The organism is Noviherbaspirillum sp. ST9, from assembly GCF_048799745.1.
Classification (GTDB): Bacteria; Pseudomonadota; Gammaproteobacteria; order Burkholderiales; family Burkholderiaceae_D; genus Noviherbaspirillum.
In genome coordinates, this window is sequence record NZ_JBLWFR010000006.1 from 294161 (window position 1) to 320016 (window position 25856).

The 25856-nt window shown below is 62.9% G+C and carries 20 protein-coding genes; 5 read left to right on the forward strand and 15 right to left on the reverse strand.

What is annotated here, in order from left to right:
- Positions 1–135 precede the first annotated feature (135 nt).
- The 5 genes from ACNOHI_RS15715 to ACNOHI_RS15735 form a co-directional block, all read right to left on the reverse strand.
- On the reverse strand, positions 136–492 hold the full coding sequence (locus ACNOHI_RS15715) for a DUF4148 domain-containing protein (protein ID WP_420475622.1): 357 nt from the start codon (positions 490–492) through the stop codon (positions 136–138).
- Positions 493–760: 268 nt separating this feature from the next.
- Complete coding sequence (locus ACNOHI_RS15720) at positions 761–2206, reverse strand: efflux transporter outer membrane subunit (RefSeq protein WP_420475623.1); 1446 nt, start codon at positions 2204–2206, stop codon at positions 761–763.
- The gene (locus tag ACNOHI_RS15725) at positions 2206–5379 is read right to left on the reverse strand and encodes an efflux RND transporter permease subunit (RefSeq protein WP_420475624.1); all 3174 of its coding nucleotides are present in this window, start codon (positions 5377–5379) and stop codon (positions 2206–2208) included. Before ACNOHI_RS15725 ends, ACNOHI_RS15720 begins: the two co-directional genes overlap by 1 nt.
- Before the next feature lie 104 nt (positions 5380–5483).
- A complete protein-coding gene (locus tag ACNOHI_RS15730; RefSeq protein WP_420475625.1) occupies positions 5484–6704 on the reverse strand; it encodes an efflux RND transporter periplasmic adaptor subunit in 1221 nt (406 codons plus the stop codon).
- 74 nt (positions 6705–6778) lie between these two features.
- Positions 6779–7603, reverse strand: a complete 825-nt coding sequence (locus ACNOHI_RS15735; protein WP_420475626.1) for an alpha/beta hydrolase — start codon at positions 7601–7603, stop codon at positions 6779–6781.
- A 173-nt stretch (positions 7604–7776) separates the two neighbouring features.
- Here ACNOHI_RS15735 and ACNOHI_RS15740 point away from each other — a divergent pair, with 173 nt between their 5' ends.
- On the forward strand, positions 7777–8796 hold the full coding sequence (locus ACNOHI_RS15740; RefSeq protein ID WP_420475627.1) for a LysR family transcriptional regulator: 1020 nt from the start codon (positions 7777–7779) through the stop codon (positions 8794–8796).
- Positions 8797–9031: 235 nt separating this feature from the next.
- On the forward strand, positions 9032–11269 hold the full coding sequence (locus ACNOHI_RS15745; protein ID WP_420475628.1) for an EAL domain-containing protein: 2238 nt from the start codon (positions 9032–9034) through the stop codon (positions 11267–11269).
- A gap of 63 nt (positions 11270–11332) precedes the next feature.
- Here the strand turns inward: ACNOHI_RS15745 and ACNOHI_RS15750 are convergent, their stop codons facing one another.
- The 4 genes from ACNOHI_RS15750 to ACNOHI_RS15765 form a co-directional block, all read right to left on the reverse strand.
- Complete coding sequence (locus ACNOHI_RS15750; protein ID WP_420475629.1) at positions 11333–12160, reverse strand: Crp/Fnr family transcriptional regulator; 828 nt, start codon at positions 12158–12160, stop codon at positions 11333–11335.
- Between the two features lie 386 nt (positions 12161–12546).
- The gene (locus ACNOHI_RS15755) at positions 12547–15399 is read right to left on the reverse strand and encodes a putative bifunctional diguanylate cyclase/phosphodiesterase (protein WP_420475630.1); all 2853 of its coding nucleotides are present in this window, start codon (positions 15397–15399) and stop codon (positions 12547–12549) included.
- A gap of 286 nt (positions 15400–15685) precedes the next feature.
- Positions 15686–17611, reverse strand: a complete 1926-nt coding sequence (locus tag ACNOHI_RS15760) for an acyl CoA:acetate/3-ketoacid CoA transferase (protein ID WP_420475631.1) — start codon at positions 17609–17611, stop codon at positions 15686–15688.
- Between the two features lie 190 nt (positions 17612–17801).
- Positions 17802–18191, reverse strand: coding sequence for an ANTAR domain-containing response regulator (locus tag ACNOHI_RS15765; RefSeq protein ID WP_420475632.1), 390 nt, complete (start codon positions 18189–18191; stop codon positions 17802–17804).
- A 123-nt stretch (positions 18192–18314) separates the two neighbouring features.
- On the opposite strand from ACNOHI_RS15765, the gene ACNOHI_RS15770 reads away from it, so the two are divergent.
- A complete protein-coding gene (locus ACNOHI_RS15770) occupies positions 18315–18866 on the forward strand; it encodes a glutathione peroxidase (RefSeq protein ID WP_420475633.1) in 552 nt (183 codons plus the stop codon).
- A 91-nt stretch (positions 18867–18957) separates the two neighbouring features.
- The gene (locus tag ACNOHI_RS15775) at positions 18958–19410 is read left to right on the forward strand and encodes a universal stress protein (protein WP_420475634.1); all 453 of its coding nucleotides are present in this window, start codon (positions 18958–18960) and stop codon (positions 19408–19410) included.
- A gap of 73 nt (positions 19411–19483) precedes the next feature.
- Here ACNOHI_RS15775 and ACNOHI_RS15780 read toward each other — a convergent pair whose 3' ends face one another.
- Positions 19484–20065 (reverse strand): hypoxanthine-guanine phosphoribosyltransferase, encoded by a 582-nt coding sequence (locus ACNOHI_RS15780; protein WP_420475635.1) that lies wholly within the window; start codon positions 20063–20065, stop codon positions 19484–19486.
- A gap of 247 nt (positions 20066–20312) precedes the next feature.
- Between ACNOHI_RS15780 and ACNOHI_RS15785 the strand changes: the two genes are divergently transcribed.
- Complete coding sequence (locus tag ACNOHI_RS15785; RefSeq protein WP_420475636.1) at positions 20313–20573, forward strand: hypothetical protein; 261 nt, start codon at positions 20313–20315, stop codon at positions 20571–20573.
- Positions 20574–20612: 39 nt separating this feature from the next.
- On the opposite strand, the gene ACNOHI_RS15790 is transcribed toward ACNOHI_RS15785, so the two are convergent.
- The 5 genes from ACNOHI_RS15790 to ACNOHI_RS15810 form a co-directional block, all read right to left on the reverse strand.
- Positions 20613–21071 carry a cache domain-containing protein gene (locus ACNOHI_RS15790; protein ID WP_420475637.1) on the reverse strand — a complete coding sequence of 153 codons (459 nt, stop codon included), beginning with the start codon at positions 21069–21071 and terminating at the stop codon, positions 20613–20615.
- Positions 21072–21165: 94 nt separating this feature from the next.
- Positions 21166–22413 (reverse strand): phenylacetate--CoA ligase family protein, encoded by a 1248-nt coding sequence (locus ACNOHI_RS15795; RefSeq protein WP_420475638.1) that lies wholly within the window; start codon positions 22411–22413, stop codon positions 21166–21168.
- 63 nt (positions 22414–22476) lie between these two features.
- Entirely contained in the window at positions 22477–23322 is an 846-nt protein-coding gene (locus ACNOHI_RS15800) for an ABC transporter ATP-binding protein (protein ID WP_420475639.1), read from the reverse strand.
- Positions 23323–23435: 113 nt separating this feature from the next.
- The gene (locus ACNOHI_RS15805; RefSeq protein ID WP_420475640.1) at positions 23436–24743 is read right to left on the reverse strand and encodes an ABC transporter substrate-binding protein; all 1308 of its coding nucleotides are present in this window, start codon (positions 24741–24743) and stop codon (positions 23436–23438) included.
- Between the two features lie 53 nt (positions 24744–24796).
- A complete protein-coding gene (locus ACNOHI_RS15810) occupies positions 24797–25855 on the reverse strand; it encodes a branched-chain amino acid ABC transporter permease (protein ID WP_420475641.1) in 1059 nt (352 codons plus the stop codon).
- Position 25856 lies beyond the last annotated feature (1 nt).

Below are 25856 nucleotides of genomic sequence, written 5' to 3' on the forward strand. Positions count from 1 at the left end.
AGACCTGTTACGGCTGCGGGTGAAATCCAACTCTCGGAGAGTCTGGAGGAGACTTCGTATCGGGAACCGGTTCCTCCCCAAGGATCCGATTCCCGGAAATACAGTCAGGCGGGGTACGCCGACCTGATCAGGGCATCAGCCGCCAAAGTTTGTGCCTTTGACCTGGGTACCCTTTGCAGCCTGGATCGCTTCGTTGCGCACTTCTTCACGGGTGCGGGTCGAAGCAACGTTGACGTGTTCGACGAATTCCGGGTTGCTGCCGACGGACTGGGCCAGCTCGTGGCGCACTTCAGCGCGGGTCTTGCCGGAAGCAACGTTCTTGTGTTCGACGAATTCGGTGTTCACGGCCGGCCTGGTTTCCGCAACGACTTCGGCGCGGGTCTTGGTCGATGCCACGTTGGTGTGCTCGACGAACGGGTAGGTCTGGTCAGCCAGCACGGAACCGGCGGCGGTGAGCAGGGAAACGGCGGCAATCAGGTTTTTCGCATTCATTTTGTTACTCCACTATGTAAGTTAATGACTCCGGCGCGTTGGTCAGGACATCCTGCTTTCCTTCGCGTCTTTCGAGAGTCGCATCAGTTGTGTGCTCATCGATGAAGCACAGTGTAGCCATCGCGCGAAAGTTGAAAAACAGCAATAACGGCAATAGACCATTTCTGAAACCGAAATAATCGATCGCTGCTGCCAGTCAGTTCACGCACCTTTTGTCTCCTTGGCAGGATTTCCGCGAGAACGGAATCCTGCCTGTACATATGCCTTCTTACTTCACTTCCGGATTCGCCTGCCATCCGCCGCCAAGCGAGCGGATCAGCGCCACCGTTGTCGTGGCACGCGCGCCGCGCAACTGCACGGCGCTACGTTCCACCGCCGCCAGGTTGCGCTGGGCATCGATCACGTCGAGGTAGCTCGACCGGCCGGCTTGGTACAGCTTGTTGGCCAGCTCGGTCGAGCGGCGTGCCGAGGCGACCGCGTCGTCGATGGCCTGTGCCTGGCCGGCAAGCGTGCGCAGCCCGGCAAGGTTGTCCTCGACCTCGGCGAAGGCACTCAGCACGCTCTGGCGATAGCCGGCGACGGATTCCTCCAGCGCGGCTTCGGCACGGGAGATGTTCGCCCGGTTGCGGCCGCCGTCGATGATCGGCATGGACAGCAGCGCACCGACCAGCCAGGTGCGGCTGCTCCACTTGAAGACGTCGGACAGGTCTTCCGACTGACCGCCGCCCGCGGCGGTGAGGCGCAGCGCGGGGAACATCGCCGACTTCGCCACGCCGATGCGGGCATTGGCGGCGATCATCGTGCGCTGGGCGGCAGCGATGTCGGGACGGCGCTCGAGCAAGGCCGACGGCAGGCCGGCGGGAATGCCGGGCAAGGCGGACGACGCGAGCAGCGGATTGCTTTCCGCGCTGAACGCCGCCGCCGGCTTGCCGAGCAATACGGCCAGTGCGTGTTCGAGCTGGGCACGCTGACGTTCCAAGGCGATTGCTTCCGAGCGCGTGGTCGACAGCTCCGTCTTCGATCGCGCCAGGTCAAGTTCGCCCAGGTCGCCGAGGTCGAAACGGCGCTGGTTGATGCGCACGTTCTCCTCGCGCAGTCGTACCGTCTCGTTCAGGAAGGCCAGCTCGGCATCGGTGGCGCGCAGGCGGAAATAGGTCTGCGCGACATCGGCCTGCAGCGCGAGCAGCACCGAGCGGTAGGTCGCCTCGCCTGCCGCAGCGTCGGCCTGCGCCGCGCTCACGTTGTTGCCGACGCGGCCGAACAGGTCAACCTCGTAGCTGGCGGTCAGCCGTCCCGTCCAGGACGTCGTTGCCGGCATCGGCGTGCCTTCCGGCAGTCCGAGCGAGACGGCCGACGGACGTCCGCGCTGCGGACCGGCATCGATGCTCACGTTCGGGATGCGGTCCGACTCGGCAATGCCTGCGATGGCGCGCGCTTGCTTCACGCGCGCTGCTGCTGCAGCGAGGTTGGCGTTGGCGGCCGTGGCTTCATCGACCAGCCGGTTGAGGGTGCTGTCGTTAAACACCTTCCACCACTCGCCGCGCGGTTGTGCTTCAGCCGGCTCCGCCTGTTTCCATTTTCCGGCATCGACCGCAGACTCCTTGAAGCCGGACGGCACTTCGACCTGCGGATCCTTCAGTACGGGCGCCGCGCAGCCCGCGAGCACCAGTGCAGCCACCATCGGCAGCAGGGAGGTTTGCAATTTGCGGATCATTACACCACTCCTTCCGGACGCGAGATGACGGCCGGGACTTGTTTTTCAAAACGCTGCGCGAAGGTGCGCAGCAATACGTAAAACACAGGCGTCAGGAACAGGCCGAACAGCGTCACGCCGAGCATGCCCGCGAACACCGCGACACCCATTGCATGGCGCATCTCGGCACCCGCGCCCGAAGAGAACACCAGCGGCACCACGCCCATGATGAAAGCGATCGAGGTCATCAGGATCGGGCGCAGGCGCAGGCGGCAGGCTTCCAGCGCGGCCTGCACCACCGTGCGGCCGTGATGCTCCAGCTCACGCGCAAACTCGACGATCAGGATCGCGTTCTTCGACGCCAGGCCGACCAGCACGAACAGGGCGATCTGCGTGAAGATGTTGTTGTCGCCGCCGGTCAGCTTCACGCCGAGCAGCGCACACAGGATGGACATCGGCACGATCAGGATCACGGCCAGCGGCAGGGTCCAGCTTTCGTACTGCGCTGCCAGCACCAGGAACACCAGCAGCACGCACAGCGGGAAGATGAAGACCATGGTGTTGCCGGCCAGGATTTCCTGGTACGTCAGTTCCGTCCATTCGTAGGTGATGCCCTTGGGCAGCACTTCCTTTGCGATGCGCTCCATTGCCGCCTGAGCCTGGCCGCTCGAGAAGCCGGGCGCGGCCGCGCCGTTGATATCGGCGGACACGTAGGCGTTGTAACGCTGCACGCGGTCCGGGCCGTAACTGTCCTTCACCTTCATCAGCGACGACAGCGGGATCATCTCGCCCTTGTTGTTGCGCACTTTCAGCTGGGCGATATCGTCCGCATGCGAGCGGTACGGCGCATCGGCCTGTACCTTCACCTGGTAGGTACGGCCGAACTGGTTGAAGTCGTTCACGTACAGCGAGCCGAGGTTGATCTGCAGCGTCTGGTAAATCGTCGACAGCGGCACGCCGAGTTGCTTGGCCTTGGTGCGGTCCACGTCGGCGAACAGTTGCGGCACGTTGATCTGGTAGCTGGAGAACACCCCCGCCAGCTCCGGCGTCTGCCATGCCTTCATCTGCATTGCCTGCACCGCTTCATACAGCTTGTCGTAGCCGAGGTTGCCGCGATCCTCGATCATCAGCTTGAAGCCGCCGATCGTGCCCAGGCCGTTCACCGGCGGGGGCGGGAAAACCATGATGAACGCATCTTCAATGCCGCCCAGTTTCTGGTTGATCTGCTGCGCGATGGCAGCACCCGACAGCTCCGGCGACTTGCGCTGGTCGAACGCCTCGAGGCCGAAGAACACGATGCCCGCGTTCGGCGCATTGGTGAAACCGTTGATCGACAGGCCAGGGAAGGCGACGGAATCCTTCACGCCCGGCACCGATTTGGCGATGTCCGACATGCGGCGGATCACGGCGTCGGTGCGGTCGAGCGAAGCGGCATCCGGCAACTGCGCGAAGCCGACGAGGTATTGCTTGTCCTGGCCGGGCACGAAGCCGCTAGGCACCGCCTTGAACACGAACACCGCGGCGATCGACAGCAGCGCATACACAGCCAGCGATGCGCTCTTGCGTGCCAGCACCTGCTTCACGCCGCCTTCATAGCGGTTCGACGCGCGGCCGAAGGCACGGTTGAACCAGCTGAAGAACGGGCCGAACACCTTGTCCATGCCGCGCGTCAATGCATCCCTCGGCGCGTCGTGCGGCTTGAGCAGTGCTGCGGCGAGCGCGGGTGACAGCGTCAGCGAGTTGAACGCGGAAATCACGGTCGAGATCGCGATCGTCAGCGCGAACTGGCGATAGAACTGGCCGGACAGGCCGGACACGAAGGCGATCGGCACGAACACCGCGCACAGCACGAGCGCAATCGCGATGATGGGGCCACTCACTTCCTTCATTGCCTGTATCGTCGCATCGCGCGGATTCATGCCGTAGCTGATGTTGCGCTCGACGTTTTCCACCACCACGATCGCGTCGTCCACCACGATGCCGATGGCCAGCACCAGGCCGAACAGCGACAGGGTGTTGATCGAGAAGCCGAAACCGAGCAGCACCGCGAAGGTGCCGACGATGGACACCGGCACCGCCACCAGCGGAATGATGGACGCGCGCCAGGTTTGCAGGAACACGATCACGACGAGCACCACCAGCGCGATGGCTTCGAGCAGGGTCTTGATCACGGCCTTGATGGATTCGCGGACGAACTGCGTCGGGTCGTACACCACGCTGTAGTCCACGCCCTCGGGGAAGTCCTGCTTCAGCTCTTCCATCTTGGCGCGCACATCGGAGGACAGTTGCAGCGCATTGGCATTCGGCGCTTCGAAGACGGCGATGGCGGCGGCAGACTTGTTGTTCAGCAGCGAGCGCAGTGCATAGTCGGTAGCGCCGAGTTCGATGCGCGCCACATCCCTGAGCAGCGTGACCGAACCGTCCGCACCCGTGCGCACGATGATGTTGCCGAATTCTTCTTCCGACTGCAGGCGGCCCTGGGTGTTGACCACGAGCTGGAACTCTGCGTTCTTCGCCGGAGCGGCGCCGATGACGCCCGCAGCGACCTGCACGTTCTGCTCGCGGATGGCCTGCACCACGTCCGATGCCGTCATATTGCGCTGGGCGACCTTCTGCGGATCGAGCCAGACGCGCATCGCGTAGTCGCCGGCGCCGAACAGAAGGGTCTCGCCCATTCCGGGAATGCGCGACAGCTGGTCCTTGATGTTGAGGACCGCGTAGTTGCGCAGGTAGACGTCGTCATAGCGTCCGTTCGGTGAGGACAGATGCACCACCATCGTCAGGTTCGGCGAGCTCTTCACCGTGGTCACGCCGATCTGGCGCACCTCCTCCGGCAGGCGCGGCAGCGCGCGCTGCACCCGGTTCTGCACCTGGGTTTCGGCCTGCTCGACGTTGGTGCCGATCTTGAAGGTGACCGTCAATGCCAGCGCGCCGTCGGAGGTGGCCTGCGAGGACATGTAGAGCATGTTCTCGACGCCGTTGATCTGCTCTTCGAGCGGCGCGGCGACCGTTTCCGCGATCACCTTCGGGTTGGCGCCGGGGTACACGGCACGCACGACGACCGAGGGCGGCACCACGTCCGGGTACTCGGAAATCGGCAGCTTGAAGATGGCCAGCACACCGGCCACGAAAATGAGGATCGACAGCACAGCCGCGAAGATCGGGCGGTCGATGAAGAATCTGGAGAAGTTCATGATGTTCTCTCTGGGTACGTTTCAGAAGCGAGAGCGATCCCGCTCCCTCTCCTTGTGGGAGAGGGAATCCAAATGTCAGGTGATGGGTGCTTACCTGCCGGGGATCAGGATTTCGCCAGGCTTTGATCGGCCTTCGATTCGGCTTTCGCCGGTTGCTTGTTCGGATCCGCGTCCATCGGGATCAGTTGCGCGGTGACCGGGGAGCCGGGGCGCACGCGCTGCAGGCCGTTGACGACGATCTTCTCGCCCGGCTGCAAGCCTTCACGCACGACGCGCAGGCCGTCGACGACAGGGCCGAGCCGCACCGGACGGTATTCCGCCTTGCCTTCGCCGTTCACCACGAACACGAACTTGCGGTTCTGGTCGGTGCCGATCGCACGTTCGTTGATGAGGGCCGCCTTGGTCTCGCCGCCGGTGCCGTTGCCGCTTGCGATCTGCACGCGCGCAAACAGGCCCGGAGCGAGTTCGTTGCCGGCGTTCTTGAGGACGGCGCGCATGCGCACGCTGCCGGTCGCCGGGTCGACGCGGTTGTCGACGAATTCGAGTTTGCCTTCATGCGGGAAGCCTTCTTCGTTGGCGAGTCCGATGCGCACCGTCACCGGCATGCCCTTACGCGCCAGCGCGCCGACCCGCAGGTAGGATTGCTCGTCGCCGTCGAAGCTCGCATAGATCGGATCGGCCGAGACGACCGAGGTCAGGATCACGCTGCCGTCGACCAGGTTGCCGGTGGTGACTTCCGCCTTGCTGACGCGGCCGTTGATCGGGGAATGCACCTTGGTGAAGCCGAGGTTGAGTTTCGCTGCTTCATGGGCGGCTTGCGCGGCGCGCGCGGTCGCTTCCAGTTCCTTCACGCTGGACGCCTTTTCATCGGCTTCGCGCTGGGCGATGGCTTTCTCGGCCACCAGTTTTTCCGCGCGGGCAAGTTCCACCTTCGCGAGGTCGGCCTTGGCGCGTGCGGCCAGGGCGGCGGCTTCGGCGCGGCTGGCTTCCGCTTCATAGGGGCGCGGGTCGATCACGAACAGCACGTCGCCTTTCTTCACTTCCGCGCCCGGTTTGAAATTGACCGACGCAATGAATCCGGAAACGCGCGGGCGGACGTCGACGCGTTCGACCGCTTCCAGCCGTCCGGAAAACTCCTGGGTTTCCATGATGGTCTTCTCGATCACTTCGGCCGCTGAAATGGGCGGGCCGCCGGCCGGCTTCTGGCCGAGTTCCTGCGCGTTGGGCTTGCCGCAGGCGGACAGCACCAGCGCTGCCAGAACGCTTGAGATGGTGGCGGCAGCCGCGGTGCGGACTGCGGGGGAGTGGATCGAAATGCGTCTCATGGTGTTCTTCCTTATGCAGTTGTTTCTGATGTCCAGAGCTTCAACCCTCCCGCGATGGGAGGGTCAAGCGTTTTTTATTCCGGGCCTTCCAGACCTTCGAGGAAGGTCGCGATCTCATGCAGCACGGTCTCCTTCCGTGCGCAGTTGCATCGCGCATCCGGTTCTTCCAGTTCGATCGGCGGCAGCCGCCTGACCGTTGTCCTGATGCCTGCCGTCGCCAGCTTGGCGCCGTACTGTTCACCCTCGTCGCGCAGCGGATCCTCGTCAGCCGAGAGGATCAGCGCCGGCGGCAGGCCTTTCATGCGGCTCGACTGCATCGGGCACGCATACGGGTGCGTACGGTCGATCGCGCGCGGCAGGTAGTCGCGGTAGCCGGCGGCGCAGGCATGGGCGGCACGCGCCGCGCCTCCTTGATTCGCGACCGACCGCATCGAGCAGGTGGTCAGGCCGGGGTCGAGCATCGGCATGATCAGTATCTGTGCGTGCAGAGCGGGACCGGTGCGGTCGCGCGCCATCAGTGCCGCTACTGCGGCGAGGTTGCCGCCCGCTTCGATCCCGGCGGTGACCAGGTTCTTGCCATTCCATCCCAGGCGTGCCCGGTTGCGCACCGCCCATTTCAGTACCGCATGCGCATCTTCCACTGCTGCCGGGAACGGCCGTTGCGTCGCGGTCGTATAGTCGGCGGCGAGAACCTGGTACCCGGTGCGTGCCGCCAGTGCCATCGCGAATTCTTCGGCGTCGTTCAGTTCCACCGTCACAAAGCCGCCGTATGGAAAGAAGACGATCAAGCCAGCCGTCTGACCGGCAGGCGTATACAGGCGCGCTTCCAGCTTGCCCTGCGCGCCTTGTGCGGCGAGGGTTTTCACCTTGACGTCGTTGTGTTGCGTCCTGTTTTCCATTTCCGTGCGATGCCGTTTATGCCATGCGTCGCACTATAGCTTTGTTCTAGAATGTGAATAAACAGCAATAATTCGAATTGACTGTTCAGGGATTTGAACAATACTGAGCAGATGTGCCAGGACGTCAATATACGGACGGGCTACTGACAGCCTTATGTCAGGAGGAATGCAAAATGGACAAGTTGCAGGCGATGGAAGTGTTCGTGCATGTGGTGGACGCCGGCGGGTTTACCCGCGCCGCGGAGAACCTGCAGCTGCCCAAGGCCACCGTGTCGACGCTGGTGCGCAATCTGGAAACAGCGCTGTCGGTCAAGCTGCTCAACCGCACCACGCGCCAGATCAGCCTGACGGCAGACGGCGCCGCGTATTACGAGCGCTGCATGCGCATTCTCGCCGAGGTACGCGATGCCGAAGACTCCCTCTCGAAGACCCAGGCCAGCCCGAGCGGCCGCCTGCGCATCGATGTGCCGGCGGCGCTGGGCAGGCATGTGCTCATGCCATCGCTGCCGCAATTCCTGGCGCGCTATCCTGACATTCACCTCGAAGTCGGCTGCAGTGACCGTCCGGTAGACTTGATCGAAGAGAACGTCGACCTCGCGGTGCGCGGCGGCCTGCTGGCCGATTCGACGCTGATCGCGCGCCGCATCGGCCTGATCCATTTCGTCACCTGCGCCGCGCCGTCGTACATCGCTTTGAACGGACGGCCGCAGCATCCGAACGAACTCGAACTGCACCAGTGCGTCAACTATTTCTCGGCCAAGACCGGCAAGATCTCCGAATGGGATTTCGCCCGCGATGGCGAACGGCTCCAGATGCGCGTGCCAGGCCGCATTGCCGTCAACGACTCGAACGCTTACCTGACCGCGACGCTGGCCGGCATGGGCATCGCGCAGACCGCGGCTTTCGTGATCTGCCCCTACCTGCAGTCCGGCGAACTGGAACTGCTGCTGGAAGACTGGACGATCGATCCCCTGCCGCTGCATGTCGTGTATCCGCAGAACCGCCACCTGTCGGCCAAGGTCAGGGTGTTCGTCGAGTGGATTTCCGAACTGTTCGCCGACCATCCGGCGCTGCACATCCGCGCAGGCCGCTGCCCGCTGACCAACGAAGGGCTGGCGGCATCGGTGGCCGAGCAGGCCGTGCAGAAGGCGAGCGAAACACAGGCCCTCGACGTGCGCCCAGTGGCCGGCTGAATTCCTGGTGAATCGTTGCTTCTTTGTCAGTAAATGTTGTTGCTTTTTGGTGGAATCGCTCTAACCTCCGCCCTGTGTCGACGTAAGCTGTTGCTCCGGGACAACTGCCTCGGTACCATGGTCATATAACAAATAGATGGATGAGGAGATGAAGCATTCCGCAACGGCATTTCGGAAGCCGGGCCGGCGCCTGCGCCCCTTCCGCCACGCGCCAACTTCCGGAGCCTGAAGAACCATGGAGTTCCCGGCCCACCTGACCCAGCGCATGCAAAGGCTGCCGCGCCGCCGCGTGGCGCTGGTGCTCGCCCTGTTTGCCGCCGTCATCACGCTGGCGGCGCCGCATGTGCCGACCTGGCTGGTCATGGTGCTGGCAGTGGCGATCGCCGGAGCCGTCTGGGTCGTTGTCACCACGCCTGCCCTTTCCAGCGACGCCGCACTGCGCGAGTCGGAGCGCAAGTTTCGCAATTTCGTCGAACAGTCGCTGGTCGGTCTGTACGTCGTGCAGGACGGGAAGATCGCCTATGCCAACAACAAGACCGCCGAACTCCTCGGTTTCGACAGCCCCGCACAACTGCTCGGCACGCCGGTCGCCAGCCTGACCCATCCGGACGACGTCGGCATCCTCGAGGAAAATCACCGCCGCAGACTGACCGGCGAGGTCAGGAGCATTCGCTATACCTACCGCGCGATACGCCGCGACGGCCGCGTGGTCTGGGCCGACGTGCATGGCAGCCGCTGCGAATACGAAGGCCGCCCGGCGGTCATGGGCGTGGCCCTCGACGTCAGCCAGCAGGTCGCCTTCGAACACCAGTCGCGGCTGGCCAACCGTGTGTTCGACTCCGCCAGCGAAGGCATTGTCATCACCGACGCGGAATGCCGCATCGAGGCGGTCAATCCCGCCTTCACCCGCATCACCGGCTACACCGCCCAGGAAGCAATGGGCAAGCTGTCGCGCATGATGACCGGCGCCGGCGCCGAGCTGAACCAGGACATGCTCAGCAACCTCGCCAACAGTGGCCACTGGCAGGGCGAGATGCGTGACCGCCGCAAGAACGGCGACTGGTATCCGGCGTGGCTGTCGATCTCGACCGTGCGCGACGCCGAGCGCAACATCACCAATTACGTCGGCGTCTTCACCGACAACACGCGCCGCAAGGAAGACGAAACGCGCCTGCAATTCCTCGCCAGCCACGACAGCCTGACCGGCATGTGGAACCGCAGCGGCATGATGAACAAGTTCAGCCTCGAGATCGAACGCGCACGCACATCGGGCCGGCAGCTCGCCTTGCTGTTCATCGACCTCGATCGCTTCAAGACCGTCAACGACACCCTCGGCCACCTTGCCGGCGACCAGCTGCTGGTCGCTGCTGCCGGACGCATGCGCGCGCAGCTCAAGCCGAACGACATCGCCGCGCGCCTGGGCGGCGACGAATTCACCGTGCTGCTGGATGATCCGCTCTCGTCCGGCGCGGCAGCCGACCTCGCCGAGCGATTGCTCGCGGCCATGGGACAGCCGTTCGCCATCGGCGGCCAGGAGATGTTCGTCACCGCCAGCATCGGTATCGCCTGCTATCCGGCCGACGGCCACGACGCCGCCACGCTGCTCAAGAATGCCGACGTCGCGATGTACCGCGCCAAGCAGCGCGGCAAGAACACGTTCCAGTTCTTCACCAGCGACATGAACACGCAGGCCTTCGAGCAGCTCCTGCTCGAGAACAGCCTGCGCCGCGCCCTCGACCGCGGCGAGTTCGAGCTGCACTACCAGCCGCAGTTCTCCGCCACCACCGGCGCCGTGGCCGGCGTCGAAGCGCTGATCCGCTGGCGGCATCCGGAACTGGGACTGGTGCTGCCGGGCACCTTCATCTCGCTCGCCGAGCAGAACGGCCTGATCGTGCCGATCGGCGCCTGGGTGCTGCGCGAAGCCTGCCGGCAAGGCAAGGAATGGCTGGATGCGGGAGTCGACTTCGGGCACATCGCCGTCAACCTGTCTGCCAAGCAGTTCTCGTCAGGCGACCTGCTCGACACCATTCGCGCCGCCGTGGACGGGAGCGGCATGCCGGCCTCGCGCCTCGAATTCGAGATCACCGAGAGCACCATCATGCAGAATCCAGCGGAAGCGGTCGTCATGCTCGATCGCATCCGCGCAATGGGAGCGGCGCTGTCGATCGACGACTTCGGCACCGGTTATTCCTCGCTGGTCAGCCTCAAGCAATATCCGCTCGACAGCCTCAAGATCGATCGCGGATTTGTGAAGGGAATTCCGGGCGACGCGGATGACATTGCCATCACGGAAGCGATCATCGCGATTGCCAACAAGATGGGATTGAAGGTGGTCGCCGAGGGCGTGGAGACACGCGAGCAGGCGGACTTCCTGCGCGGGGCGGGGTGCGGCGTGTTGCAGGGGTTTCTGCTCGGCCGTCCGATGCCCGCTGCCGATCTCGTACGCTTGTTCGAAGCGCCGGCTGTCGCCTGAGTGCAGGACACGCACAAATGAAAAGGCCCCGCATCGCGGGGCCTTTCGTCTTGCAGGGCAGTCTTATGCGGCAGCAGCGGCCGGCTTGGCCTTTGCGGCATCCGCCTTGGCGCGCACACGCGACGGCGGCAGGCGGCGCAGGGTGCGCAGCGATTGCAGGTCGTGGATCACGATCGCGCGCTGGTCCACGCCGATCAGGCCGATGGTGTTGAAGGCGGAGAAAGTGCGGCTGACCGTCTCCAGGGTCAGGCCGAGGTAGTTGCCGATTTCCTGGCGTGTCATGCGCAGGTTGAACTGCGTGCCCGAGTAACCCATCTCGGTGAAGCGCTCCGACAGGAACACGAGGAAACGTGCCACGCGCGCTTCCGCTGACAGCGAACCCAGCGTGCCGACCATCGCCTGCTCGCGCACCAGTTCGCGGCTCATCACGGCATAGATGGAAGCTTCCAGTTCCGGATGGCTGCGGCCGAGGCCGGCGAACACCTTGAACGGGATCAGGATGACATCGCAGTTGGACAGTGCCACCGTCTCCGTGGCGTACTGCTTGCGATGGATGCCGTCGATGCCGAACATGTCGCCCTTCATCGGGAAACCGAGCACTTGCTCGTTGCCCAGCTCGTCGATCATCACGGTCTTCAGGAACCCGGAATTCACCACGTACAGCATGTCGAAAGGCTGGCCGATGGTGTGGATGCGCTGCCCGGCCTTGAACTGCATGTGCTGGAACTGGAAATCGTCTGCACTCAGTTTGGCGGGAATGCGCAGCAGGTCGCAGACTTCTTTCAGGTTGGACCACAACTTGGCCTGGCGCTGCCACGCGGCGCCGGTGGGGGAAGGAGTGGCCAGCGATAGCGGTGCGGTGCGGGCGTCGGAGAGTTGGGTTGTCAGCATTGCGAATCCTTCTTTGAAGAATAGTTGTTCAGGCTTTCGTGCTCTTGGGCTTGTTTCCGCCGTGTGACACCGTCTTGGGCGATGCGGTGTTTTGCGAGGCGGAAATCAGTGAGAAGAATTATGTCCGCGCGTCCGCTTTCTCGTAATCAGCGGACGGATGAAAACGCATGTCGGAGAACGGAGAAAAGCGTTCGGAAAATTCCTACAATATTGGGGAATTGCAATTGTCTGCAGTTGTTTCCGAGTGTTACAGAATGGCTTGGCAACGCCGTTCCGCTTGTCGACGGTCCAAGTGGTTGCAATGCCAGGCAGGCCTCGGGGTGTAGGAATTTTCCTCCCTGCCTATACCGAGGGAAGATATGCGCAAAGTGCGCAGAGGCATTTTGTTACACGTCAGCGCGCGTCCACGCGGACTGGAAGTCTTCCGCCGGCACCGGCTTGCCGAACAGGTAGCCCTGCGCCTGGTCGCAGCCTTCATGGGCAAGGAAATCGGCCTGGTCGGCGTTTTCCACACCCTCGGCGACTGCCTCCAGGCCCAGTGTCTTGGCCATGGCGATCACGGCGCGCACGATGGCCTGGTTGTTGCCATGCCCGATGACGTCCATGATGAAGGAGCGGTCGATCTTCAGCGTATGCACCGGCAGGCGCTTGAGGTAGCTGAGCGAGGAATAGCCGGTGCCGAAGTCATCGACCGACAAGCGTACGCCGAGCGCATCGAGCTCTTCCAGCACCTCGAACGTTTCTTCCGTCTCCATGAGCACGGACTCGGTCAGTTCAAGTTCCAGCGAAGACGCGGGCAGGCCGCACTCTTGCAGGATGGACGCCACCGTGTCGGCAAAGCCCTTGCGTTCCAGCTGCCGGCCGGACACGTTCACCGCGACCTTGGGCAGGTCGAATCCCTCGTCGCGCCAGCGCCTGATTTGCCGGCATGCCGTGCGCAGCACCCACTCGCCGAGCTGGCCGATCATGCCGGATTCCTCCGCCAGGGAAATGAAGCGCGACGGCGGCAGCACGCCCTGCTCGGGATGGTTCCAGCGTACCAGCGCTTCGGCGCCGATCACTTCGCGCGTGACCAGGTCCACCTGGGGCTGGTAGCACAGGAAGAACTCTTCGTTCACCAGGGCCTTGCGCACGGCGGAGTCGAGTTCAAGGCGCTCGAACGCATACGCCGTCATTTCCTGTTCATAGAAATGGAACTGATTGCGGCCATGGTTCTTTGCGCGGTACATGGCCGCGTCCGCATTGCGCACGAGCGTGTTCGGATCCGCGCCGTCGAGCGGGTAGAGGCAGATGCCGACGCTGGAGGTGATGTAGAGTTCGTGACCTTCGAGCGGGATCGGCTTCTGGAAGATCGACGTCAGCTTCTCCGCGACCAGCGCCGCACCATGTGCGCCGTCGACTTCCTCGACCATCACGATAAATTCGTCGCCGCCCAGGCGCGCGATGGTATCGGTCTTGCGCAGCTGGGCCTGCATCAGCACCGCCACTTCCATCAGCAGGCGGTCGCCGACATGGTGGCCGAGCGAGTCGTTGACGTTCTTGAAGTGGTCGAGGTCGATGAAATACACCGCGAACATGGTCTTCTCGCGGGAGGCGCGCTGGATCGCATGGGCAAGCCTGTCGTGGAACAGCAGGCGGTTCGGCAACTGCGTGAGCGGATCGTGGTAAGCGAGAAAGCTCACCTTTTCCTGCGAACGCTTGATCTCGGTGATATCCGAGAAGACGCCGACATAGTGCGACACCTCGCCGCTGTCGTTGCGCACCGCGCTGATCGACAGCCACTCGGGATAGATTTCGCCGTTCTTGCGCCGGTTCCAGATCTCGCCCTTCCATTGTCCGGAGTGGTCGAGTGAATGCCACATCTCGTCGTAGAACGCCTTGTCCTGGCGGCCGGATTGCAGGAGCGCCGGACGCTTGCCGAGCACTTCCGCTTCCGTGTAGCCGGTCACCTCGGTGAAAGCGTTATTGACCGCGAGGATATACGTATCGCGGTCGGTGATCGTCACGCCTTCCTGCGTGTTGTCGAACACCTTCGCCGCCAGCCGCATGCGTTCTTCCGCCTTCTTGCGTTCGCTGACGTCGGCGACGACCCAGACGCTGCCGCCGCCGGGCATTCCCATTGCCAGCGGACGCACCGTCAATTCCGCCCAGAAGGTAGAGCCGTCGCGGCGCCTCAATTCCAGTTCACGGCGGAAGATCGATCCCGATTTCAGTTCGCGCAGGATCTCGCGCGCCAGGTGCACATAACGCCGTCCGGCGCCGAACAGGTGATTGATGCGTTTGCCGAGGATGGCGCCTTCGTTGAAACCGAACAGCGACTCCATCTGCCGGTTGCAGGTGAGTACCGTCCGGCTGCGCAGGAAGGCGACGCCCTCGGTGATGTTGTTCAGGATCGCATCCTTCTCGATCAGGAGCCGCTTCGCCTCTTCTTCAGCCCTGCGGCGCTCGACGATCTTGTCGCTAAGCTCGCGATTGGCCTCGACCAGGGCGGTGGTGCGTTCACGCACGCGGGTATCGAGCAGGCTGTTCGCATGTTCCAGCGAATGGCGCTGCATCTGGATGATGCGGTGCGCGCGGGCCACCACCGCGAACAGGGCAGCGTAGAGGGCTGCGAGCAGCGCGACGACCGTGCCGACGACGACGAATTGCGCGTCGTTCATCTCTTCCACGAAACGGGTGATGTCGGAATACAGCTCGAACACCGCAACGATCTCGCCTGCCTCGTCCTGGATCGGCAGGTAGCTCGAGGCAAGGTCGCGATGCTCGATGACCTGTTCGAAGGCGTCGAACGAGTCGCGATGGGTGAGTTCGCTGGCGACATGGCCGACCCGTGCCATCTGGAAGCCGCCGTTGCTGCGCTTCTGCTCGCCGATCTGCTTGCTGTCCGTCGAGAAGACGGTCACGCCGTCCAGGTTGTACAGCTTGACCTTGACCACGTCGGTGTCGTGCATCAGCGTGACGACATGGGCGCGCAGCTCGGGCAGATTCGGGGACGCCTTCAGCGCGGCAGCCGAGAGGCCATAGGATTGCTTGATCGATTCGGCGAATTTCGGCCAGAGGGAATTGCGGAACGTAGTGGCGAGGGCGACGTTCTTCTCCTCGCTGAGGGAAAGCAGTTCGGCCTTCGCGAAATGCCGTGTCGTCCAGCCGAGCGCGATGGCGATGAGCAGGATGAAAGCGAAGCTGATGAGGGAATAATAGCGGCGAAGGTTGAAGCGTTTTCCGTTGCGGGTGTCCATGGACTTGGGAAATGTTCAGCGAAGCCCGGTTACACTTCGCTTATAACCATTCGGCAAAAATGGTCATTTCATCACAGCTTCCCGGGCGCTTCCATGATCCCGGATAGGTTTAATGCAATGGGGTTGCGTGGGGGCGGTTGCGATAGGTACTGGCGGGCGGGTGCATAGGGTTGAGTTACAGCGAAAAGCCACCCGTCATCCCCGCGAAGGCGGGGATGACGGGGTACGGAATGTGAAATATCAGCAGAAAGCAGCCGCCCGCGCGGGAAGTGAGTAAGCCCTCGCCTCAATCCGCCGCCGACTCCATCGCCTCCTGCTGCGTCTCAAAAATATGCGCCGCCAGGCCTCGGCTTTCCAGCGCCGTTCCCATCTTCATGCGCATGAACGCACTGGTGGTGTAGCGCGAGACATGGGTGTAGTACTTGTCATGCAGATCCTTCACCATCGCCCAGTATTCGTTGGAGATGTTCTCGTCGATCTGGAAATCGTCGTAGTTGACGATGACCTTCACCTTGCGGCCGATCGGATGGCAAAGCTTCTCGGCGGCGTGGCGGATATCCTCGACATCCTTGTGGTTCATCACGCGCAGGCCCTGGAAGTTGTAGAAGGCAGCGCCCTGCTTCGCGTCATACTGCATGCGGTCTTCGAGGCTGATCGACAGCAGGGTTTCCTTCAACTTCATCGGCTCGTCCATGAAGATGCGCGCATCCATGGTCGCCGGTTTATTGATGACCGGCTTGAAATCCATCTGCGCCAGGATGTCCTTCTCGATGTCCACGCCCGGCGCGACCTCGATCAGTTCCAGTCCCTGCGGCGTCAGCTTGAACACACAGCGCTCGGTCACGTACAGAACGTTCTGGCCGGTGCTGGCCGCGTATGGACCGCTGAAGGTCACCTGCTCGATCTTGTTGACGAACTTGCGTGCGCGCCCTTCCTGCAGGATCTGCAGCTTGCCGCCTTCGACCCTGGTCTTCAATCCGCCGGCGGTAAAGGTGCCGACGAACACCACGGTGCGGCTGTTCTGCGTGATGTTGATGAAGCCGCCCGCGCCGGCCAGCTTGGGGCCGAAACGGCTGACGTTGATGCTGCCGGCCGGATCGCATTCGGCGAGGCCCAGGCACGCCAGGTCGAGGCCGCCGCCGTCGTAGAAGTCGAACTGCTGGTTCATGTCGATCACCGCATCCGGATTCACCGCCGCGCCGAAATTGACGCCGGAAGCCGGCACGCCGCCGATCACGCCGGGCTCGGCGGTCAGCGTCATGTACTTCAGGATCTTCTCTTCATTCGCCACGGCGGCCACGCCTTCCGGCATGCCGATGCCGAGGTTGACCACCGAGTTCGGCAGCAGCTCGAAGGCGGCGCGGCGTGCAATCACCTTGCGCTCGTCGAGCGGCATCGCTTCCAGCGCGTCGAGCGGCACGCGCACCTCGGCCGAGAAGGCCGGGTTGTAGCTGCCGTTGAGGTTCTGCGGATGGTTCTCCGGCCTGGCGACGACCACGCAGTCCACCAGCACGCCCGGCACCTTCACGCGACGCGGATTGAGCGAGCCGCGCTCGGCGATGCGTTCCACCTGCGCGATCACGAAGCCGCCGCTGTTCTTGGTCGCGGTGGCGACCGCCAGCACGTCCTGCGTCAGGTTTTCGCGTTCCATCGTGATGTTGCCTTCCGGGTCAGCGGAGGTGCCGCGAATGAAGGCGACCGAGATCGGGAAAGTCTTGAAATACAGCAGTTCCTTGCCGCCGAGGTTGACCACGCTGACCAGGTCTTCCTCGGTCTTCTTGCCGATCTTTCCGCCTTCCAGGCGCGGGTCGACGAAGGTGCCGAGGCCGACCTTGGACACGGTGCCCGGCAGGCCGCAGGCGATATCGCGGTACATGTGCGAGATCACGCCCAGCGGCAGGTTGTAGGCCTCCACCTTGCTCTCCAGCGCCAGCTTGCCGACCTTCGGCACCAGGCCGTAGTGGCCGCCGATCACGCGCTTGAGCAGACCCTCATGCCCGAGACGGTTCACGCCGCCTTCGCCGCCGTCGCCGGGACCGCCGCCGAACAGCAGCGTCAGGTTCTTGGGCGAGCCGGTTTCGAGAAAGCGCTTCTCCAGCGCGAGGATCAGTTCGACGGGCACGCCGTTGCTGCCGAAGCCGGAGCAGCACAGGGTGTCGCCGTCATGCAGGATGGCGATCGCTTCAGCGGCGGATACGACTTTCTTTCTCATGGGAGTGACCTTTCAGAATGGAAGGCCGGCAGCAAGCCCTGAAGGCGCCGCCGGTGGATGAAGTCCATTGTAGGCAGTCCGGCCGGCAACTTCCTTGATCGCAGGTACTTGACGCGAGGAACAATTGCAGGCGCTGCGGTGCAGCAGGACCGCGGTTTGGTGCTTTGATGCGCTTAACCGCGTTGGTTCCCTATGCGGGAGCGCGATGGGACTTGGCGAGTTTGATAATCGCCTTGCGGATGCTGCCGAGGACGTTGACGGCATTGAAGGGCTTCACGATGAAGCCGTGCACGCCGCGTTCGGCGGCGGTCTGCACCGTGCTCGCGTCGAATTGGCTGGAGACGAGGAAGACGACGGCCTTGGGAAGTCCGGTGCGGATGGTATTCAGCTTGTCGAATGCGTCATCGTCCGCGCCGCCGAGGTCGATGCATACCAGCTGCGGCTGCAGCTTGATCATGGCGGCAAGCCCTGCGGGACTGGTGTTGGAATCGCCCACGACGTTGAAGCCGCCGTTCACCAGGACGGAGGTCAGCAGATTGCGCGAAATGGCGTTCGCATCGATGACGACGACTTTGAGCATGCGTGGTCCTTGCCGGATTTTTCACCATATTAGCCCAATGCCAACGGGAAATGGCAGGCGCCACGGCCGGTTGTGTGGTTTTTGACTAGAATGAAACGATCCATTCCATCTCCGGGAATTCCCATGCTGCCTGCCATTCTCCTGCCCGTCCTCCTTGCTGTCGCCGTACCCGCCTCCGCGCAGGGCGCGTCCTCCTGCCCGTCCCTGCTCAATCAGCGCTTCAACCGCCTGCAGGACGACGCGCCCCAAAACCTGTGCCAGTACGCCGGGAAGGTGCTCCTGGTCGTCAACACCGCGAGCTACTGCGGCTTTACCAGCCAGTACGAAGGACTGGAGGCGCTGCATGCGAAATACCAGCCAAAGGGACTGGTCGTGCTCGGCTTCCCGTCCAATGACTTCGGCAACCAGGAGCCGGGCGACAGCAAGCAGATCGCGGATTTCTGCTTCAACACCTACGGCGTGAAATTCCCGATGTTCTCCAAGAGCGCGGTCAGCGGGAAGGACGCCAATCCGCTGCATGCGGAGCTGGCGAAAATCACGGGCACCGCGCCGAAATGGAACTTCTACAAGTATCTGATCGACCGCAACGGCAAGGTCGTAGGAAGCTACTCCAGCCGTGTGGCGCCGGATGACGGGAAGCTGGTCGGGGATATCGAACGGGTGCTGAAACAGTAATCAATCTTTTGCCGCAAATCGATTGCCGAAACCTTTGCACGATGTATGATTAAAGTGGAAACGTTTCCTCACCCTGCACAAGGAGGCAATCATGTACCGCAAAATTTTGGTCGCCTATAACGGGACACCCGAAAGCCGCCACGCCTTGCAGGAGTGCATTCGCCTCGCACCCGGCGCCTCGGCGGAAATCCATCTGCTGGTCGTCGTGACACCGACGCCGATCGTGCTGGCCGGCGAGTTTGTCGCCGCCGTACCGACCCTGGATGAGGAACTCGCCGAGAAGGAAGCCATGGCGCAGGTGCTGGAAGCGGGGCGCAAGCTGCTCGAGGACGCCGACTTGCGCGTGACGCCGCATCTCGAGGTGGGGGAACCGGTGAATGTCATCGCCGAGCTGGTGAACAAGCACGGGATCGACCTGGTGATCGTGGGGCACTCGCGGAAGAAACCGTTTGCCTTGCGCTGGTGGCGCGGCTCCATGGATGCCGTGCTGGTCGACAAGGTCCGGTGCAGCGTGCTGGTGGCTGCCGAGCCACGGCCTGCCTGACGCGTTGCGGAGAAGCGCTGCCTGCCGGGGCGACCCGGCAGGCCTCTGAAAGAAAAAACGAAGAGAAACCGGATCAGCCGCCGGTCTTGATCGCCCAGATCGCCGGCAGGTTGCGCCAGTAACCGTACGCGTCCATACCGTATCCCACGACAAACTTGTTCGGCAAGGTCAGTCCGATGTAATCGGCGCGGCAGGGCTTGGACTTGCCGATATCCTTGTCGGCAAAGACCGCCAGCACGACTTCCTTCGCGCCCATCTGCAGCAGGCGCTCCTTCACATGCGCGAGCGTCTCGCCCTCATCGAGGATATCGTCCAGCACGATCACGGTGCGGCCTTCCACGTTCGAACGCGGAATCACCTTCCATTCGATGGTGCCGCCCTGGTCCTTGCTGCCGTAGCGGGTCACGTGCATGTAATCGAACTCCAGCGCGAAGGTGAGCCGGGTCAGCAACTGGCCGCAGAACACGACCGCGCCCCCCATCACGCCCAGCACCAGCGGAAATGCCTCGCTCTCGTCATTGTCGAAACGCTGGTTGAGCTGCTGCGCTACCTTGTCCACCGCTTTCTGCACGGCGTCCGCGTCAAAAATCAGTTCGGCATCCTTCATGAGCGCGCGGGCTTTGTTGCGGTGGAATTCAGAGTCGATGTACGTCATGGTGCGGGCCTCGATGAAGGGTTGAAACGCTGGGGATGCTATGCATCATCCTAACGCAAAGCGCGCCATGATAAGGCGGGCAACACGCCATCGCAAGTCGTGGAAACCCGCACAATGTCGTTTCCAAGCACTGCAATGTCCGTGGTCAAGAAAACGCGGGCTTTCTTCTTGTCAAAACGGCATGCGAAAAGGGGAATCTTTCCCGGCGCCTGCGTTCGAACGCTTATTGCCTGACATGAATGGAGCCATGATGAAAACCACCCTGAAGCAACACCAGGTCAGCACCAAGGGGCCGGAAAGCGAGCGCACGACACCGCGCATGCCGCATGAGCGCGACGAGTCGGATGACAGCCAGGGAAGCGTGGTGCGCGACGATATGCGCCAGGCCTACGAGGACCTGAAGAATGGACAAGTGGATACCGACCTGCGCGAAACCGGCGGCGTGGATGAGGTCGTCAACAACCGCCCGGGCACGTCGCCGGACAAGGTCGTCAAGAAGTCGTTCTGAACCTGCACCGGCGCAAGCCGGTGCAATGCCGCGCGGTGCTTACTTGTAGATGCCGCAGCCAACCAGCATGTCATCCACCTTCTCTACATACGTCGACTTGGCTTCGATCGCCTTGGTGGCCGGGTGCGGCCACTTGTAATCCACCCAGCCCTTGCCCTTGGTCTTCGCGACTTCCACGAATTCCTTCACAAACAGCTTGCCGTCCGCATCCTTCAGGTCGGACAGGTTCTTGTCCAGCAGCTTGGGATTGGTGCCGTGGGCGAGTGTCTTGCCGTTGAAATCGAACACGAAAACGTACAGGTCGCGATCGATGAACTGACCGTTCGGCTTGTTGAACTCGGCGAAGGCCTTTTCCTTGCCGTTGGCCTTGAGGTAGGCAATCGCCTTCTTCGTCAGGGCGGTTGCTTCATCCGCGGTGCCCTTGTCGGCAGCGAGCGCGCCGTGGCTGAACAGGACGGCGGACAGGCCGAGGAGCAGTGTCGAGAGGAGCTTTTTCATTCTTGTTTTCCTTGTCGTTGAGTAAAAGGGGGCCACGCGCCGTCATGCGGCGCGAACGGAAGTCGCTGGGAATGCCGGCGGGCAGGACGCCCGCTTATTCGTATTTGCGGGCGTCTTCGATGACCTTGCCGTCGTTCGGGAGCGAACCCCGGCCCACCAGCTTCACTTCGCCGCGCAGTTTCGTGACATCGCGGATCGTCTCGACGATCGCATCGACGGCGACCGAGCCCGGCTCGTCCACCTCGCAGTGCAGCGTCATCACGTCATTGGCCATTTCGCCGGTGACGATGAGGCGCGCCTTGGCGATCTGCGGATAACGCTTGACCACATCCGCCACCTGCGACGGATGCACGAACATGGCGCGTACCTTCGTGGTCTGGTCGGCGCGTCCCATCCAGCCCTTGATGCGCGTGTTGGTGCGGCCGCAGGGTGATACGCCGGACATTACCGCCGACATGTCGCCGGTGCCGAAGCGGATCAGCGGATAGTCGGGGTTGAAGGACGTGATCACCACTTCGCCCACTTCGCCTTCGGCAACCGGGTCGCCGGTACCGGGACGGACAATTTCGAGGATCAGGTCTTCATCGAGGATCATGCCCGGATTGACCTGGCCATCGGTCTGCGTTTCATACGCGATGTTGCCAACGTCGGCCGAGCCGTACATCTGCAGCACGTTCGGCACGCCATTGTCCTGCAGCCACTTGCGCAGCGAGGGCGGCAGCGCTTCCGCACCGACCACGGCACGCTGCACGCTGCTGATGTCAGCGCCCATCTCGCGCGCCTTTTCGATGATGATCTTGAGGAAGGACGGCGTGCCGATGTAGGCATCCGGCTTCAGCTCGGCCATGGCCTGCACCTGCATCTCCGTCTGCCCGATGCCGGCCGGGATGACCGGACAGCCCAGCCTGGCCGCGCCGCCTTCCGCCATGAAGGCAGCCGGCGTGAAGTGGTAGGAGAAGCAGTTCTGGATGACATGACCCTTGCGCAGGCCGACCGCCGCCATCGGGCGGGCGAAACGCCACCAGTCCTGGCCCGTGCCTTCCGGGTCGAAGATCGGGCCGGGCGACATGAACAGGTGGCGCAGCTGGCGCGCCGGCGTCGTCGTCAGGCCGCCGAAGGGCGCGTCTTCCTGCTGCAGGTCTTTCAGGTCCGATTTGCGCGTGACGGGCAATTGCGCGAGAGCGGCGCGCGACGAAACATCGGCGGCATTGACTCCCTTGAGGATGCGCGCCCAGCCCGGCGCGGTCTGCGCGCGGGAGACGAGTTGCGGCAGGCGTGCCATGAGGTCACGTTCGCGCTGCGCGGGGTCACGGGTTTCCAGTGAGTCGAGATAGTCGTTCATGATCGGCTTGGGGGTGTTATTGGCAAGGCAGGGCGCGCCATGCGCACCCTTGGGGGTTCGTGCTTAAGCCAGCCAGCGCTTGCGGCGGCGGTAGAACTTCATGTCGCGGAAGCTCTTGCGTCCCGCACCCGACACGCCGAGATAGAACTCCTTCACGTCCTCATTGGTGGCGAGGTCGCTTGCAGCACCTTCCATCACGACGCGGCCGTTCTCCAGGATGTAGCCGAAGTCCGCATAGCGCAGCGCGACCATGGTGTTCTGCTCGGCGACGAGGAAGGACACGTTTTCCTTGCTGTTGAGATCCTTCACGATCTCGAAAATCTCTTCCACAATTTGCGGCGCGAGACCCATCGACGGCTCGTCCAGCAGGATCATCGACGGCTTGGCCATCAGCGAGCGGCCGATCGCGCACATCTGCTGTTCGCCGCCCGAGGTGTAGCCGGCCTGCGAGGTGCGGCGCTGCTTCAGGCGCGGGAAATAGTGATACACCATCTCCAGCTGGTCCTTCAGCTCGGCGCGCGAAAGCTTGCGGGTATAGGCGCCGGTCAGCAGGTTTTCCTCGATCGTGAGGTGGCCGAAGCAGTGGCGGCCTTCCATAACCTGGGACAGGCCGCGCTTGACGAGTTCGTTCGGCGTCAGCTGGTCCACGCGCTCACCCTGGAATTCCACACTGCCCTTGGTGACGTCGCCGCGCTCGCCGCGCAGCAGCGTCGAGATCGACTTCATGGTGGTCGACTTGCCGGCGCCGTTCGCGCCCAGCAGCGCCACGATCTTGCCCTGGGGGACCTGCAGCGAAACGCCCTTCAACACCAGGATCACGTGATCGTAGATCACTTCGATGTTGTTGACGGAGAGGTAAGGCTGGACATTGGCCGCGGGGACGGCCTGCGCTACGGTTTGCGTTGTCATGGTGTCTCTTCTCGAATCGGATTCAGCTTGTCGTACAACTCGTGCATCTCACGCGAAGGCTCGTGGTGGCGAGCCCTCGCGTGAGGCGGCTCCCGAGAGCCGCCTCGCTCACCTTAGGCCGCGCAGGCCGGGGTGATCTTCTTCTCCGCGGCGTACTTGCCCGAGGATTCGTCGATCAGCTTCTTGGTCAGCGCCTTGTCGCCGGTGACCCAGTTCGGAGTGATCGGCACCCACTTGCTGCCGTTCCACTGCTGCACCTTCACGGCGCCCGAACCTTCGTGGTCTTCACAGGAGGTCTTGACCGGCGGGAACATGCCGAGCACGCCGAGCGCCTTCTGGCGGGCTTCGTCGACGTTCAGGTTTTCCATGCCCCAGCGGATCTGTTCGCCGTTCATGACCTTGCCCTTGCCGAACTTCTCCTGCGCCTTGCGGATCGCTTCGGTCCACAGGATCGCGGCGGTCACGCCACGCATGTGGTACACGGAACCGACGCGGGTCTTGTCGTCGAGGTTGCCCTTGCCGGCGTCATAGACCTTCTTGCGGATCTCGTCGAGGACCGGGTAGTTGCCCGGGGTGTTGAAGGTCATCGTGGTGTAACCCTTGGCGGCGTCGCCTGCCGGGATCACGTCCTCTTCCGAACCTGCCCACCACACGCCGAGGATCTTCTCGCGCGGGAAGCCGTTACGCTGCGCGGTCTTGATGGCCACGGCGTTCATCACGCCCCAGCCCCACAGGATCACGTAGTCCGGCTTGGCCTGGCGGATCTGCAGCCACTGCGACTGCTGCTCGTTGCCCGGGTGGGCGACGGGGATCTTGATCAGTTCGAAGCCGTACTGGGCAGCCTGCGCGTCGAGAACCGGGATCGGTTCCTTGCCGAAGGCCGAGTCGTGGTACAGGTGGACGATCTTCTTGCCCTTGAGCTTGTCCATGCCGCCTTCCTTGCTGCCCAGGTAGGCGGTCATTGCCGCAGCCTGGTTCCAGTAGGAGGTGATCAGCGGGAAGACGTAGGGGAAGACCTTGCCGTTGGCGGCATCGGAGCGGCCGTAGCCGAGGGTCGTCATCGGGATCTTGTCCTGGGCGACACGGTCCAGGATGCCGTAGGCGATGCCCGTGGAAAGCGGTTCGACCAGGCCGGCGCCGCCGTTCTTCGATTTCAAGCGCTCATAGCACTCGACGCCGCGGGACGCGTTGTATTCGGTTTCGCACTCTTCCCACTTGATCTTGACGCCGTTGATGCCGCCGTTGGCGTTAACCAGGTTGAAGTAGTCGATCGATCCGCCGAAGAAGCCGGATCCGCCTGCGGCGTAAGGGCCGACGCGATAGGACAGGATGGGAATATATTGCTCCTGGGCGGCGGCAGTGTTTGCTGCGACCGTGCCAGCCAGCGCTGCGCCAAGCAGGACTGTTTTGATCAACTTCATGTGCTCCTCCTAGATAGGACAGTTGTAACAACTAGTTGTAGGTACTGCTTACATCAATGCGGGAATGGCCATAACCGCAGTTTTTCCTTCGCGATCTGCCACAGGCGGGCCAGGCCATGCGGCTCGACGATCAGGAAGAAAATGATGAGGGCGCCGAACACCATCAGTTCGAGGTTCGAGGCGACCGAAGTCGGGAGCCCAAACGTATGGGCAATGATGTTCAGCACGATCGGCAGCAGCACGATGAAGGCCGCGCCGAAGAATGAACCGATGATGGTGCCCACGCCGCCGATGATGATCATGAACAGGATGCGGAAGGACAGGTCCAGGCTGTAGGCTTCCGGTTCCACCGTGCCCAGGTAGGCGTACGCATACAACGCGCCGGCCACGCCGCAGTAGAACGAGCTTACAGCGAACGCGAGCAGCTTGGTGCGCATCAGGCGGAAGCCGATCACCTCGGCGGCCACGTCCATGTCGCGCACGGCCATCCAGGAACGGCCGACATTGCTGCGCACCATGTTCTTCACCATCAGCGCCATGACGCAGACGATGGACAGGGTCAGAAGATACTTGCTGGCCGGGGTGTTGAAGTCGTAGCCGAGGATGGTGATTTGCTGCGCCGTGATCACGCCCGACGAGCTGTAGTTGGTGAACCAGCCGATCTTGGTCAGGCACCAGACGACGAAGAACTGGGTCGCGAGCGTTGCGGCAGCGAGGTAGAAACCGCGGATGCGCAGGGACGGCAGGCCGAATGCGACACCAACCATCGCCGCGCACAGGCCGCCGAGGATGAAGGCGACCAGGATCGGGATGCCGGGGATGCGCAGCACGAAGTTGTACGAGGCAAACGCGCCGACCGCCATGAAGGCCGCGGTACCGAGCGAGAGCTGGCCGGCATAGCCAGTCAGGATGTTCAGGCCGAGCGCGGCGAGCGAGAAGATCAGGAAGGGGATCAGGATCGCCGAGAACGTGTACGGCGAGGCGAACATCGGCACGACGACGAAGGCGATTGCCAGCAGCGTGTAGATGCCGAGGCGGTCCTGCCGGATCGGGAAGATCTGGTTGTCGGCCTGGTAGGTGGGTTTGAATTGACCTGCTTCGCGGTAGAACATA